Source organism: Neptunomonas sp. XY-337 (assembly GCF_004959845.1).
Lineage (GTDB): Bacteria > Pseudomonadota > Gammaproteobacteria > Pseudomonadales > Balneatricaceae > Neptunomonas > Neptunomonas marina.
Map to the genome: position 1 here is coordinate 161,434 of NZ_SPLL01000003.1, position 14,691 is coordinate 176,124.

The window sequence follows — 14,691 nt, forward strand, 5'->3', positions numbered from 1 at the left end:
TACGTTTAACCAACAAAGACGCGAGCGTTACGGAACATGCGCATCCAAGCACCATCTTCTGACCACTCAGAAGGCGCCCAGCTGTTAGTCGCAGCGCGGAATACACGCTCTGGGTGCGGCATCATGATTGTCACGCGACCATCATTGGTGGTTACACCAGAGATACCCATCGGCGAGCCATTCGGGTTAGCCGGATACGTCTCGGTGACTTGACCATAGTTATCCACATAACGCAGCGCCACTTGGCCTGAGCCTTGCAAGTTTGCCAGATGCGTTTCATCTTTAAACTCTGCACGACCTTCACCGTGAGCAATGGCGATAGGCATTTGTGACCCTGCCATACCCGATAGGAAGATCGAATTGCTCTGCTGCACTTCAACCATCGCAACACGCGCTTCAAACTGCTCAGACTGGTTACGCACAAAGTGCGGCCATGCTTCGGCGCCCGGGATCAGTTCATGCAGGTTCGATAGCATCTGGCAACCATTACAAACACCCAGTGCAAAACTGTCGCCGCGCTTGAAGAAGGCTTCAAACTGGTCACGTGCTACGCTGTTGAAGAGGATAGACTTCGCCCAACCTTCACCGGCACCAAGTACGTCACCGTACGAGAAACCACCACAAGCTACTATGCCTTTGAACTGATCTAACGTCACACGGCCTGCCAAGATATCGCTCATGTGAACGTCAACCGCAGCGAAACCTGCACGATCAAACGCAGCGCCCATTTCAACATGGCCGTTCACACCCTGCTCGCGCACGATAGCGATTGTCGGACGCACACCCGTGTTGATGAAAGGAGCTGCCACATCTTCGTTCACATCAAAGCTCAAGTTTGCACTCAAGCCTGGATCTGCTTTATCTAACAAACGGTCAAACTCCTGTTGTGCACATTCGGAGTTATCACGCATCGCTTGAACACGGTAAGACGTTTCAGCCCACCAGCGTTGCAGTTGAACACGCGCTTCGCTGTACACTTCCTCTTCATCGAAGTGGAAGTTGATCTGATCATCTTCGTTCAAAGCACCGATCACTTTAACGATATCGCCAAGACCCGCTGCATTGAGCTCAGTAAGTACCGTTTCTAAGTGCTCACGTTTAATCTGGACAACCGCTCCAAGCTCCTCTGCAAACATCGCTGCAGCAAGCTCAGTCTCATCCGCTGCCAGCATATCCAGTTTGATATCGATACCTGTGTGGCCAGCAAACGCCATCTCAGCTACCGTTGCAAAAAGACCACCGTCAGAACGGTCATGGTAAGCCAACAGCAACCCTTGCTCATTCAGTTCTTGAATCGCTTGGAAGAATGCAACCAACTGCTCTGGCTGGTCTGCATCAGGAACTTGCTGACCCACTTCGTTATAAACTTGTGCAAGTGCAGACAAGCCCAAGCGGTTTTGGCCATTACCCAAATCCAACAACAGCAGGTCAGTTTCGCCTTGGTCAGTTTTAAGTTCAGGCGTCAGTGTTTTACGTACATCGGTAACCGGTGCAAAACCTGTGATGATCAGCGACATCGGTGCTGTAACCGATTTATCCTCGCCCTCATCGTTCCATACCGTCCGCATTGACATCGAGTCTTTACCCACTGGAATTGTAATACCCAGCTGCGGACAAAACTCCATACCCACCGCTTTCACCGTGTCGTAGAGTTTTTCATCTTCGCCTGGGTGCCCTGCTGCACACATCCAGTTGGCTGACAATTTGATATCGATAATATCGTTGATGCGCGTGCCAGCTAAGTTTGTCACCGTTTCAGCGATGGCCATACGGCCAGAGGCTGGTGAATCAATCAACGCCAGCGGTGTACGCTCACCCATCGCCATCGCTTCGCCTGCATTGGTATCGAAGGCAGCGGTAGTTACTGCGCAATCCGCCACAGGTACCTGCCACGGTCCAACCATCTGGTCGCGAGCCACCATACCCGTGATGGAACGGTCGCCGATGGTGATCAAGAACGATTTAGACGCCACCGCTGGCAGTTTCATAACGCGCTCTGCGGCATCTTGTAGATCGATCTGGGTCGCATCAAATGCAGCGACGTCATAAGCCTTACGCTCAACCGAGCGATGCATTTTTGGTGGCTTACCAAACAGCACGCTCATCGGCAGATCAACGGGATTGTTCTCGAAATGGTTGTCGCTCAGCGTGAGGTGCTTCTCTTGCGTAGCTTCACCTACAACCGCGTAAGGGCAACGCTCACGTGCACAAATGGCTTCAAAGCGCGCTAGATCTTGCGGCTCAACGGCTAACACGTAGCGCTCTTGCGCTTCGTTACACCAGATCGCCAGCGGGCTCATACCCGGTTCATCATTGTTGACATTACGCAGCTCAAAGTTGCCGCCACGGCCGCCATCTTTCACCAACTCAGGGAAAGCGTTCGATAAACCACCCGCGCCCACATCGTGGATAAACGCGATAGGGTTTTCATCACCTAGCTGCCAGCACTGATCGATCACTTCCTGACAACGACGCTCAAGCTCAGGGTTATCACGCTGCACGGATGCGAAATCCAGATCTTCAGATGAAGAACCAGAGGACATTGAGGATGCAGCACCGCCACCTAGGCCGATCTGCATCGCAGGTCCACCTAAGCAGATCAGCTTGGCACCCACGGCAATTTCGCCTTTATCGACATGCTCGGTACGAATATTACCGAAACCACCGGCGATCATAATCGGCTTGTGATAACCACGCACCTCTTCGCCCGCAGCGCCATTAACTTGCTGCTCAAACGTACGGAAGTAGCCGTTAAGGGCCGGACGGCCAAACTCATTGTTAAATGCCGCGCCACCGATTGGGCCTTCAAGCATAATATCAAGAGCACTCACGATACGTGATGGCTTGCCGTATTGGCTCTCCCACGGCTGTTCGAAGCCAGGGATATTTAGATCAGAGACGGTAAAGCCAGTTAAACCCGCTTTTGGTTTTGAGCCTTTACCCGTTGCACCCTCATCACGGATCTCACCACCAGAGCCTGTCGCGGCACCCGGATGCGGTGCAATCGCTGTTGGGTGGTTGTGAGTTTCAACCTTCATCAGGATGGCAATCTCTTCCTGATTGTAGCTGTACTCTTTGCTGTCTGGTTTCGGGAAGAAGCGGCCTGCTGTCGCGCCGTTCATCACTGCGGCGTTATCGGAGTACGCTGAAAGAATGTTCTCGCCGCCCACCTCGTTGGTATTACGAATCATCGCAAACAGAGATTTAGCCTGCGCTTCGCCGTCGATATCCCAAGAGGCATTGAAGATTTTATGGCGGCAGTGCTCAGAGTTTGCCTGTGCAAACATCATTAGCTCAACATCGTTCGGGTTGCGGCCCAAGCCTTGGAACGCGTCAACCAGATAGTCGATCTCATCTTCCGCTAGGGCAAGACCAAGCTCAGTGTTAGCGGCTTCAAGTGCGCTGCGGCCACCGGCTAGGATATCCACAGAGGTCATTGGCGCTGGGGCATCTTCGCGGAACAGCTGCTCGGCAGCTCCGATCTCTGGCAGCACCGCTTCAACCATGCGGTCATGCAAGATGTGAGCAGCTTTCACCTGCTGTTCACCCGTCAACTCTACACTAGCGTCCACGTAATACGCGATGCCGCGTTCCAGACGATTGATTTTGCTCAAGCCGCAATTTCTGGCAATATCGGTAGCCTTGCTTGACCAAGGTGAGATGGTGCCAGGACGAGGAACCACCAGCTGTAACAAGCCGGTAGGGTCTTGGACTTCTGCTTTTGGCCCGTAAACCAAAATGGTGGATAGCACGTTGTGCTCCGCCTCGGTTAATGCCTCGTTGAGGTCGGCGAAGTGGTAGAATTCACCATAAACTGATGTAATCTCAGGGATTTCGCTTTGTAAAGCAGCTAACAGTTTATCGTGTCGGAAGGCAGAAAGAGCGGGTGCTCCACGCATTACTAGCATGTTGATATCAAGCCTCTTAAATGAGCCAAAACAGACTGGAAAATTAAGCCGCTAGTTTACCTGAAACTGGCATATAAGTACCAGAAACCGCCTTATGTTATTTGACCTTCGCCGAAAAACAGACGTTCTACACCTACTCACCTTTATGGTGGTGTTAGCTTTGCCTGCGCTCGTCTCCTTTAACTCCATGACTCAGCTTGAAGCGATTCAAAAGAATGGCCAGCTGCGTGTTGCCACACGAAATACGCCAAGCTCCTACTTTATCGATAAAGGACAACCCGCCGGGTTTGAGTATGAACTGGCGCAGGCCTTTGCTGAGCATATCGACGTAGAGCTAGAGCTACTGGTTCCAGATACCATCACAGGCTTATTTGAGGCGGTCAAACTTCGTGATGCGCACCTTGCCGCAGCAGGTATCAACATTTCCGAGACACGCAGTGACCTTTATCAGTTCTCTGTACCCTACTCAATGAGTACATCAACAGTGATCTATCGGGAAACCCGCGGCAAGAAAGCACCTAAGACCACCGCTGATTTAGTGGGTAAAGAGCTACTGATATTGGCCGATTCGATTCAGTCAGAGCAGCTAAATGCCATAAAAGAGAGCGATTACCCTGAACTGGCTTGGCACGAGACCGACGAGCTTACCAGTACCGATATTCTCGATCAGGTCTTCAATAAAAACGTCGACTACGCCATTGTCGACTCCACGATTTTTGAATCCCAAAGCTCATTCTACCCAGGTCTGAAAAAAGCGTTCACGATCGGCCAAGCACAACCTATGGCTTGGGTATTATCGCCAAATCAAGATGGCTCCATCCGTCGGGCTGTGAATAAGTTTTTGCAACTGCCAGAAACCAAAACGCTCATTACACAGCTCAAAAAGAAGTACTTTGAGCGTCGCAACCCCCTCAACTACTTCGATACGGTCACGTTTCGCCGCGATATGGAAACACGCTTACCCAAGCTTGAGCAGTACTTTTATATGGCAGAGCAAGAAACTGATATCGATTGGCTCCTGCTTGCCTCGGTGGCATATCAAGAGTCCCACTGGAAGGCGGATGCGGTTTCACCCACCGGCGTAAAAGGGATCATGATGTTGACCCGTGCTGCGGCAAAAGAGGTGGGCGTCACTGATCGTACTGACCCGATCCAAAGCATCATGGGCGGCGCGAAGTACCTGACAATTGTGAAAGCAAAGATCCCCGAGCGAATCCCAGAACCTGATCGCACGTGGTTTGCCTTAGCGGGATACAATGTGGGCTTTGGTCATCTTGAGGATGCGCGTGTTTTGGCTCAACGTGCTGACAAAAACCCCGATAGCTGGAAAGATGTGCGTCAGTTTCTGCCGCTGCTCTCGAAGGCGCGCTACTTTAAAACCGTTAAGCACGGCTATGCCCGTGGCCAAGAGCCGGTACAGTACGTCAGCAATATCCAGAAATATATAGAGCTATTGAAGTGGGAGAAACAGATTGCAGCGATCCGCCGAGCACGAGAGGAGGCCGCAAAAGCGGAACAAGAGGATGAGCTAGAGCCAGCAACACTGCTCGAGCTAGACGATATCCCCTCCGCTTTGTGATGCTTCCAACTTACGCTGCGCCTTAGCCGCTTTCTGGGCGGCGCGGCGTGCTTTAAAAAACGCGCTCAACTTGTCACTGCAAATTTCGGCGAGCACACCACCGATTGGCTCAACCCGGTGGTTAAGCCAACCCTCTTCTAAGAACTGTTGCTGGCTCTCAATTACCCCAGCTTTAGGCTCTGTCGCGCCGTAAACCAAGCGCCGTATGCGGCTGTGCACAGAAGCTCCGGCACACATGCTGCAAGGCTCTAGCGTCACATAAAGATCAGCATCGACTAAGCGGTAATTTTCAATACGCTGAGCAGCGTCTCGCAACGCGATAATCTCCGCATGGGCAGTCGGATCGCGGCGGCTTATCGGCTGATTCCAACCTTGGCCAATCACCTCTCCATCCAAAACGACAACCGCCCCCACAGGCACCTCACCTATGGCCGCCGCCTTATCTGCCAGCAGCAAAGCTAAACGCATCCACTTTTCATCTTCGCTTTGCTGATCTTGATCTTCCGCCACGCCTTAACCTACAAATTAACACCGATTTTGCGCTGCTAAGTGTATCTCGCGCTCTGGTAAATGCCCAGACTACACGACCAGAACTCCCATGTTCAGGGCGTCTCCTCAAGGCAATCCATCAACTGCGTTTCGAAGCTCTCATCGACTCTGTCGGCAATCAGCTCGATGCGGCTCTCTAAGCAATCATCAAGTACAACTTCCATCAGTCCATCGGCTGTCATGTTGTAGCCAAAGACACCCTCTGTGGTGATAAAGACCGCTTTCATGCGCTCCACGCTCAAGCCCTTCAGTAAAGCGACAAGTTGGCGACGATCAAACGTTTTTTCAGGCGAAAAGCGCCAGCCCATGCTGGTGAAGCCTTCGCCCTCATTGCGTGCGCTCAGCACACCAGAGTCTGGTAGAGGCAGTTCAGAAGCAACCGGCTTACTGTGTCCATGGTGATGCACATGCTCCTTAGTAGAGTACTGCGTAGCGCCCACGAGCAAATCAAGTGATAGCTCACCAAACTGCGTAAACGTTACCTCAGCCCCTGTTCGACCATGGGTTTCGATATAATCGACCAGCCGCGCTTGGTCGCCCACAGCGTATAGATCCTGCTTATTTCCCACCACCCGATCAGCGATCGCAATCTGTTGATTAAAGGTATCGTGCTCTGTGTAGCGCCGATCAGCGAGGTTACGGGCATCCACCAGCGTGATGGTTTTTTGCAGCGATAACACCTCTTGATAGTGCTCCGAGTTCAGCACCGCCAGCACCTCTTTCGGATGACCAAGCCCAGTTGGCTCAATCAACAAGCGGTCGGGCTTCGCTTTGGCGAGTAGCTGGTTGAGTGCAATCTGCATTGGCAAACCCGCCGCACAGCACATGCACCCTCCCGGTACTTCGCGGATGAAAACCTGCTCTGAGTCAGCGCCCTGACCATCGAGCAGACTGCCATCTACGCCAATCTCACCAAACTCGTTGACCAGCACTGCCCAGCGCTGATCGCTGGGCTTGCTTTTGAGCAGATGCAAAATAGCGGATGTTTTACCCACCCCGAGAAAACCCGTGATGATATTCGTTGGCACCTGAGCAACAGGTTGGCCTTTAGAGCTCATTGGCGATTCTCCGGTACCCTTGTACCAGTGTATGGTTGGCAGAAACCACCGATTCTGAAAAGGCAGAAAACTCGGGTGGCACTTTCGAGATAGATGCCAAATCAAACCCTGCCCCAATATTAGTCATCGGAGGCACGTGAAAACGCTCGGGCAGATCTAATCCATCGACCACACTATTGTGACGAATGACACATCCTTCGCCAATAACCGCGTTGAACACCACGGAGTTAAAGCCGATAAAAACATCATGACAGACCTCACAAGGGCCATGGATGATGGAGCGATGTGCGATCGATGAACGTTCACCAATCGTGACGGCAGCACCCGCTTTGGAGTGAATGACCACGCCGTCTTGGATGTTGGTATCGCGCTTGATATGGATCGCCTCCATCTCTCCTTGCTCGTTAACCTCATCAGCGCGGATCACCGCATAAGGCCCAATGAACACATTATCTTCGATGATAACTTTGCCACAGATGATGGCGGTTGGATCAATAAACGCCGTTTCAGACACGCGCGGCATATCGCCACTTGGATTTTTTCTTAGCATAGAACTCTCATTAACATTGTCATTATGTGGCTCAGCTCAGGTGAGCTAGCGCGAAAAACTCAGTGCCTGCCCAAGGTTCTGTTGAACGGCACCTTCCGTATCACGATAAGCCTGCACCCCATTAACCCAAGTGCGCTTGATACGCGCAGCAAACTCCACGCCCGCAAAAGGTGACCAACCACAGTGATAGAGGCTGTTGGCATCGGAAACCAAGGTACGCTCGCTAAAATCTGCCAACACAAGATCTGCAAAATAGCCTTCACGGATATAGCCACGTTCGTCAACACCGTAGCGAATAGCTGGATTGTGGGAGACTTTTTCAACCACCTGAGTGATTGATAAACGCCCTTTAGCAACCTGATCAAGCAAGCTCGGCAATGCGTGCTGAACCAGCGGCAAACCCGCTGGCGCTTGATCATAAGCAACCTGCTTCTCTACTAAGGTATGTGGAGCATGGTCGGTAGCAATAATGTCGATCTGGCCGCTATGCAGTGCTTTGATCAGCGCTTCGCGATCAGATGCGGTTTTGATCGCTGGGTTACATTTAATCAAGTTACCCAGAGCACCGTAGTCCTCATCGCAAAACCAAAGGTGGTGAACACACGCCTCGGCGGTAATCTGCTTGCCAGCAACAGGGCCAGCTGCGAACAGCGCTAGCTCTTTGGCCGTGGTGATATGCAAAACATGCAGTTGGCTAGCGTACTGTTTCGCCAGTGACACCGCATAAGAGGAGGATGCAAAACAGGCCTCGGCATCCCTTATAACGGGGTGATCATGGATGGTTAGCTCAGGCTTATTACGTAAAAGCTGAGCACGATTTTGGCTGATCACCGGGCCACTCTCACAGTGGGTAACGATCAAGACAGGCGAGTCACGAAAGATCGCTTCGAGCGCTTGCGGCTGCTCCACCAACAAACTGCCGGTTGACGCTCCCATAAAGACTTTCACACCGCAGCAACGCCGCGGATCAAGGCGCTTAATCTCTTCGAGGTTATCTTCGGTTGCGCCAAGATAGAAAGCATAGTTTGCTAATGAGTGGCGCTTGGCGATGCCATATTTATGCTCCAATGCTTCCACCGTTGTTGTCGACGGGTTTACATTGGGCATCTCCATGTAGCTGGTGATTCCTCCGGCAACAGCAGCGCGTGATTCACTCGCAATTGATCCTTTGTGCGTTAAGCCGGGCTCTCGGAAGTGCACCTGATCATCAATCATACCTGGCAGCAGAAAAGCCCCACCCGCTTCCACCACGTCATCATCAGATCGAGCGGTAATTGATGCTGCTACCTGCTCGATGCGCTGACCAACAATCCGTACATCTCGCTCTAGTACATCACCTTCGTTCACCACACGGGCATTTTTAATTAATATTGCTGGCATTGCCTTGAGAACCTCCACGCAGTTAAAACAGCTTGCCATGTCGGAGCAGCAACGATTACTCAATGAAAGGCAAACTGAGACAAGGCATAAAAACACCTTAATGTTATATTATAACATTTCACATTTATAGATCTGAAACCAATAGATCTCGACTAGCTTTAGAACAGGACTCGATAAGCGTGCACTTTTTGCTCTGGTGCAACACCATTTATAAATTCAGGACACAAAAAAGCCCGCTACAGGAGCGGGCTTGGATACTTTATTCACGAATTAAGAGGTGATTATTCCCACTCAATCGTTGCCGGTGGCTTAGAGCTCACATCGTATGTCACACGTGACACATGCGGAATCTCATTGATGATACGGCTAGATACTGTCTCCAGCAGCTCATAGGGCAAGTGAGCCCAACGAGCTGTCATAAAGTCGATAGTCTCAACTGCACGCAGCGCGATAACATACTCGTAACGGCGGCCATCACCTACAACACCTACCGATTTAACCGGCAGGAACACAGCGAAAGATTGGCTAGTTTTGTGATACCAGTCTGCGTTGTGTAGCTCTTCTAGGAAGATAGCATCCGCTTCACGCAAAATATCCGCATACTCTTTTTTCACTTCGCCAAGAATACGAACGCCCAAGCCCGGTCCTGGGAATGGGTGGCGGTAAACCATATCGTACGGCAAGCCTAGCTCTAGGCCGATCTTACGCACTTCATCTTTGAAGAGTTCGCGCAGCGGCTCCACCAGATCCATCTTCATATCTTCTGGCAGGCCACCCACATTGTGGTGCGACTTGATAACGTGCGCTTTGCCAGTTTTAGCGGCCGCAGACTCGATGACATCAGGGTAGATAGTACCCTGCGCCAAAAACGGCACATCTTTCAGCTTCGCAGCTTCATCATCGAATACTTCGATGAATGTGTTACCGATAATCTTACGCTTGGCCTCAGGGTCGTTTTCACCTGCCAGACGGCCTAGGAACAGATCTTCAGCATCCGCGCGGATCACACGCACACCCATGTTCTTAGCGAACATGTCCATTACCTGATCGCCTTCGTTTTTACGCAATAAGCCATTATCAACAAAGACACAGGTTAGCTGATCACCAATCGCTTTATGCAGCAAGGCCGCCACAACAGATGAATCAACACCGCCAGACAGACCCAACAGAACTTTCTGGTTACCCACCTGAGCGCGGACTTTCTCGATCTGATCAGCAATGATGTTCGCAGGGTTCCATAACGCTTCTGTTTGACAGATCTCCAACACAAAGCGCTCTAGGATTCGACCACCCTGTTTGGTGTGGGTCACTTCCGCATGGAACTGAATGCCGTAGAAGTGTTTCTCTGGATTACACATGGCTGCGATAGGTGCAGACTCAGTCGATGCGATGATACTGAAGCCCTCAGGCAGTTCAGTGACCTTATCGCCATGGCTCATCCAAACATCAAGTAACAATGCGCCATTGTTAGCGATGTGATCTTCGATACCTTCTAGCAAACGGCTTGGGCTACTTGCCAAACGTACTTTGGCGTAACCAAATTCGCGCTTCTCGGATGTTTCAACCTTGCCACCCATCTGTGCAGCCATGGTTTGCATGCCGTAGCAAATGCCGAGAACCGGCACACCCATATCAAACACGACTTCTGGCGCACGTGGCGAGTCACCTTCAGTAACTGACTCAGGACCACCAGCTAGGATGATTCCTTTAGGGTTGAATTCACGAATGTCTGCTTCTTCCATATCCCAAGCATGGATTTCACAGTAAACACCGATTTCACGAACACGGCGCGCAATCAGCTGCGTGTACTGGGAACCGAAGTCGAGAATCAGGATTCGTTGAGCGTGGATATCTTTGGTCATAACCTTTTGGTCTCTTTACTCTTGCGACCTTAGTGTCGCCGCAAAAAAAAAAGGGGGCGGAACAACATCCACCCCTCTTTCCAGAGTTAATCAAATTAGCCTACACGATAGTTCGGCGCTTCTTTCGTAATGCTCACATCGTGGACATGGCTTTCACTCATGCCGGCATTGGTGATACGTACAAACTCAGGCTTAGTGCGCATCGTTTCAATATCTGCGCTGCCCGTGTAACCCATAGAGGCACGTACACCACCCATCAGCTGATGAACAACACCAACCATCGGGCCTTTACATGCAACACGGCCTTCAATACCTTCCGGTACGAGCTTCTCAGCACCCGCTGTTGCGTCTTGGAAATAACGATCTGATGAACCAGAGCTTTGCGCCATTGCACCAATCGAGCCCATACCGCGGTATGACTTGTAAGCTCGGCCTTGGAACAGCTCAACCTCACCCGGTGCTTCATCTGTACCTGCCAGCATTGAACCCACCATAACGGCAGATGCGCCCGCGACAATCGCTTTAGCAATATCGCCAGAGAAGCGGATACCGCCATCAGCAATCAAAGGAACACCACGGTCTTTCAGTGCAGCCGCGACATTTGCCACCGCCGAGATCTGCGGTACGCCGATACCCGAAACGATACGCGTTGTGCAGATTGAACCTGGGCCGATGCCTACTTTAACACCATCAGCGCCTGCATCAGCCAGCGCGATAGCGGCTTCTGCTGTTGCGATATTACCGCCAATGACCTGCACCTCTGGGAAGTTTTGCTTAACCCATGCAACGCGATCGATAACACCTTTAGAGTGGCCGTGAGCGGTATCAACGATAATGACATCAACACCCGCTTCAACCAGCGCTTTAACGCGCTCTGGTGTTTCTGGGCCGGTACCTACCGCCGCGCCAACAATCAAGCGACCTTGAGAGTCTTTAGCCGCATTAGGGAATGCTTCCGCCTTGTACATATCTTTTACGGTCATCATGCCCTTCAATTTGAAGTCAGCATCCACCACTAAGATCTTTTCAATGCGGTGCTTGCGTAGCAGATTACGTACCTTGTCTTTATCTACGCCCTCTTCCACCGTAACGAGGCGCTCTTTCGGCGTCATGATCGATTCAACAGACGCATCTAGGTAGTTTTCAAAACGCATATCACGGCTAGTGACAATACCGACCAACTCGCCGTTATCGATAACCGGGAAGCCAGAGAAGCCCAGCTGTGCTGCCATTGCACGAAGCTCACCCACCGTCATATCTGAAGAACAGGTGATAGGGTCGCTCACAACGCCAGCTTCGTATTTTTTAACTTTACGAACCTCTTCAGCTTGCTCTTCGACCGTCAGGTTTTTGTGTACGATACCGATGCCACCTTCCTGAGCCATCGCGATAGCAAGGCGCGACTCGGTAACGGTGTCCATTGCGGCAGACACGAGAGGGATGTTAAGTTGGATGCCTTTCGTCAGGCGGGTCTGCAGAGACACCTCTTTTGGAAGCACTTCTGAATAGCCTGGAACCAGCAACACGTCGTCGAAAGTCAATGCTTCTTCAGCGATTCGCAACATTGTTTAATAGCCCGTGATTGGTGGAAAAATTAAACACCTCATTATACAGATGACGCTTTAGTCTAACAATGCGTTTACGCCGCAAAGCCCCCTATTTTCTGTAGCTACTGCCCATCCGAATCGAGTTTAGATAGTATGGCGGCTATGCAAAATTTATCAGTTTCCAAACACCATGCGCTCTCGGTGAGTGAACTTAACCGTCAGGTCAAAAATTTACTCGAAGCATCCTTTATCGAAATTCGTGTTAGCGGCGAGATATCCAATTTCGCGCGACCAAGCTCAGGCCACTGGTACTTCACGCTAAAAGACCATAAAGCCCAAGTGCGCTGCGCTATGTTCCGCAACGCCAATCAGCGGGTCGGCTTCACCCCCAAAGAGGGAGACCAAGTGGTGTTAAGTGCCAACGTCAGCCTCTATGAGGGCCGCGGGGACTTCCAGCTTATCGGACGCATGCTCGAAAAAGATGGCGTTGGCCAACTGCAACAAGCCTTCGAGCGATTAAAAACGCAACTTTCTCAGGAAGGCTTATTCGATGCGCATCACAAACAGGCTATACCCACTCTGCCTGCACATCTTGGTGTCATTACATCACCCAGCGGCGCAGCCATTCACGATATTCTCTCGGTGCTAAAGCGCCGTTATCCGGGACTGCCTGTCACAATCTACCCCGCTGCAGTACAAGGAGAAGATGCTCCGGCACAACTGCGCAGAGCATTGCGCCAAGCGCAGCAGCACGCTGTGGCAGACTTGCTGGTTATCGGGCGCGGCGGCGGCTCGCTGGAAGATCTATGGGCATTCAATGATGAAGCACTGGCACGCGATATTTTTAACTGCCAACTCCCAATCATTAGCGCTGTTGGGCACGAGGTGGACTTCTCCATCTCTGACTGGGTTGCAGACGTGCGTGCACCCACACCTTCAGCAGCAGCTGAGCTGATCAGCCCCGACCAAGACGCGTTACGCATGCAGCTTGACCGCCATGAGATGGCATTGAAACGCCTCCTGCGCCAGCAGGTACAGCAGCAGCGCGAGCGGATCTTGCAGTTAAAACGACGGCTGCGCCATCCAGGCGAGCGCCTGCGAGAACAGCGCCGACATCTCACCAGCTTAGAGTCGCGCTTAAGACGCAGCATGGAGCACCGTTTACTCACGGCGCGCAGCCGTGTAGACATAACACGGGGGCGCTTAATCACGCCCAATGATAGGCTAGCCATGGCCCAAGCCCAGCTCACCGCATTGGATCAACGGCTACAGCGCGGCATGCATGCGACACAAGAGCAGCATCACTACCAGCTCGCCAATCTGGCCGCGCGCCTGAACAGCATCAGCCCACTCGCAACACTCGAACGGGGCTACGCTATTGTCAAAAACGCACAAGGAGAAGTGGTCACAGATGCAGCCCAATTGCACAGCGGCGATCAGATCAGCGCAACGCTAAACCGAGGGACTGTAACGGCCCGTGTCGAGTCAGCCGGGAACTAGCGTGCACCGCGCATCTATAGGGAAAATATGCTAGCCTTGCGGCTCAATTTACAAGGTGAAAGACATGTCTGAACAGAAGTACACAACGCTAGAACAGCACGCAAGTTACGGTATTGGCCGTCAAATGGGCGACCAATTGGCACAAAACGGTTTTGAGGGTATCGACCTTGATGCTGTTGCTCAGGGCCTAAAAGACTCTTACGAAGGCAAAGAGTTAGCGGTACCAGTAGCTGATATCCAAACAGCTTTTAACGAAATCAACCGCCGCATCCAAGAAGCACGCGAAGCCGCAGCAAAAGAAGCTGCAGCAGCGGGTGAAGCTTACCTTGCTGAAAACGCGAAAAAAGATGGCGTTGTGGTACTGGATTCAGGGCTACAGTACGAAGTTGTGGAAGCGGGTGATAGCAGTGCTGCAAAACCAAGCGCTGACTCAACCGTTCGTGTTCACTACCATGGCACATTCACAGACGGCAATGTCTTCGATAGCTCCTACAACCGCGGCGAACCGGCTGAGTTCCCAGTCGGTGGCGTTATTGCAGGCTGGACAGAAGCTCTGCAACTGATGAACCCAGGTGCAAAATGGCGCCTAACGATTCCGTACCAGCTGGCGTACGGCGCACAAGGTTCACCAGGCGGTATTCCTCCGTATGCGACACTGGTGTTTGATGTAGAGCTGCTCGACATCGTATAAAACGCAGCGGCCTGCCGAGTTTCAACTGGCAGGCCGTTTCTTTCTTTTGAGTCAACAGATCCACACT

General features: G+C 51.8%; 10 protein-coding genes. 3 read left to right on the forward strand and 7 right to left on the reverse strand.

Annotated elements, in window-relative coordinates; genetic code table 11:
• Positions 1-5: 5 nt before the first annotated feature.
• The gene (gene purL / locus E4L36_RS07865) at positions 6-3,908 is read right to left on the reverse strand and encodes a phosphoribosylformylglycinamidine synthase (RefSeq protein ID WP_136680164.1); all 3,903 of its coding nucleotides are present in this window, start codon (positions 3,906-3,908) and stop codon (positions 6-8) included.
• A 94-nt stretch (positions 3,909-4,002) separates the two neighbouring features.
• Here purL and mltF point away from each other — a divergent pair, with 94 nt between their 5' ends.
• On the forward strand, positions 4,003-5,487 hold the full coding sequence (gene mltF / locus E4L36_RS07870) for a membrane-bound lytic murein transglycosylase MltF (RefSeq protein ID WP_136680165.1): 1,485 nt from the start codon (positions 4,003-4,005) through the stop codon (positions 5,485-5,487).
• Here mltF and tadA read toward each other — a convergent pair.
• The 6 genes from tadA to guaB form a co-directional block, all read right to left on the reverse strand.
• The gene (tadA, locus tag E4L36_RS07875; protein WP_276606065.1) at positions 5,461-5,997 is read right to left on the reverse strand and encodes a tRNA adenosine(34) deaminase TadA; all 537 of its coding nucleotides are present in this window, start codon (positions 5,995-5,997) and stop codon (positions 5,461-5,463) included. The genes mltF and tadA overlap by 27 nt on opposite strands.
• Positions 5,998-6,089: 92 nt before the next feature.
• Entirely contained in the window at positions 6,090-7,094 is a 1,005-nt protein-coding gene (locus tag E4L36_RS07880; RefSeq protein WP_136680166.1) for a GTP-binding protein, read from the reverse strand.
• Positions 7,084-7,644 carry a carbonate dehydratase gene (locus tag E4L36_RS07885; protein WP_136680167.1) on the reverse strand — a complete coding sequence of 187 codons (561 nt, stop codon included), beginning with the start codon at positions 7,642-7,644 and terminating at the stop codon, positions 7,084-7,086. The genes E4L36_RS07880 and E4L36_RS07885 overlap by 11 nt, the downstream gene beginning before the upstream one ends.
• A gap of 45 nt (positions 7,645-7,689) precedes the next feature.
• Positions 7,690-9,024, reverse strand: coding sequence for a dihydroorotase (locus tag E4L36_RS07890; RefSeq protein WP_136680168.1), 1,335 nt, complete (start codon positions 9,022-9,024; stop codon positions 7,690-7,692).
• A 281-nt stretch (positions 9,025-9,305) separates the two neighbouring features.
• Positions 9,306-10,886, reverse strand: a complete 1,581-nt coding sequence (gene guaA, locus E4L36_RS07895; protein WP_136680169.1) for a glutamine-hydrolyzing GMP synthase — start codon at positions 10,884-10,886, stop codon at positions 9,306-9,308.
• Between the two features lie 95 nt (positions 10,887-10,981).
• Entirely contained in the window at positions 10,982-12,451 is a 1,470-nt protein-coding gene (gene guaB / locus E4L36_RS07900; protein ID WP_127694578.1) for an IMP dehydrogenase, read from the reverse strand.
• A 144-nt stretch (positions 12,452-12,595) separates the two neighbouring features.
• Between guaB and xseA the strand changes: the two genes are divergently transcribed.
• Both xseA and E4L36_RS07910 read left to right on the forward strand, forming a co-directional pair.
• Positions 12,596-13,933, forward strand: coding sequence for an exodeoxyribonuclease VII large subunit (gene xseA / locus E4L36_RS07905; RefSeq protein ID WP_206064530.1), 1,338 nt, complete (start codon positions 12,596-12,598; stop codon positions 13,931-13,933).
• Positions 13,934-13,997: 64 nt separating this feature from the next.
• Positions 13,998-14,624, forward strand: coding sequence for an FKBP-type peptidyl-prolyl cis-trans isomerase (locus E4L36_RS07910; protein ID WP_127694576.1), 627 nt, complete (start codon positions 13,998-14,000; stop codon positions 14,622-14,624).
• The last annotated feature ends 67 nt before the right edge of the window (positions 14,625-14,691 follow it).

Coding starts and splice junctions, on each gene's coding strand:
- purL (WP_136680164.1), bottom strand. CDS start 3,908: ATGCTAGTAATGCGTGGAGCACCCGCTCTTTCTGCCTTCCGACACGAT.
- E4L36_RS07890 (WP_136680168.1), bottom strand. CDS start 9,024: ATGCCAGCAATATTAATTAAAAATGCCCGTGTGGTGAACGAAGGTGAT.
- E4L36_RS07880 (WP_136680166.1), bottom strand. CDS start 7,094: ATGAGCTCTAAAGGCCAACCTGTTGCTCAGGTGCCAACGAATATCATC.
- guaB (WP_127694578.1), bottom strand. CDS start 12,451: ATGTTGCGAATCGCTGAAGAAGCATTGACTTTCGACGACGTGTTGCTG.
- E4L36_RS07910 (WP_127694576.1), top strand. CDS start 13,998: ATGTCTGAACAGAAGTACACAACGCTAGAACAGCACGCAAGTTACGGT.
- guaA (WP_136680169.1), bottom strand. CDS start 10,886: ATGACCAAAGATATCCACGCTCAACGAATCCTGATTCTCGACTTCGGT.
- E4L36_RS07885 (WP_136680167.1), bottom strand. CDS start 7,644: ATGCTAAGAAAAAATCCAAGTGGCGATATGCCGCGCGTGTCTGAAACG.
- mltF (WP_136680165.1), top strand. CDS start 4,003: ATGTTATTTGACCTTCGCCGAAAAACAGACGTTCTACACCTACTCACC.
- xseA (WP_206064530.1), top strand. CDS start 12,596: ATGCAAAATTTATCAGTTTCCAAACACCATGCGCTCTCGGTGAGTGAA.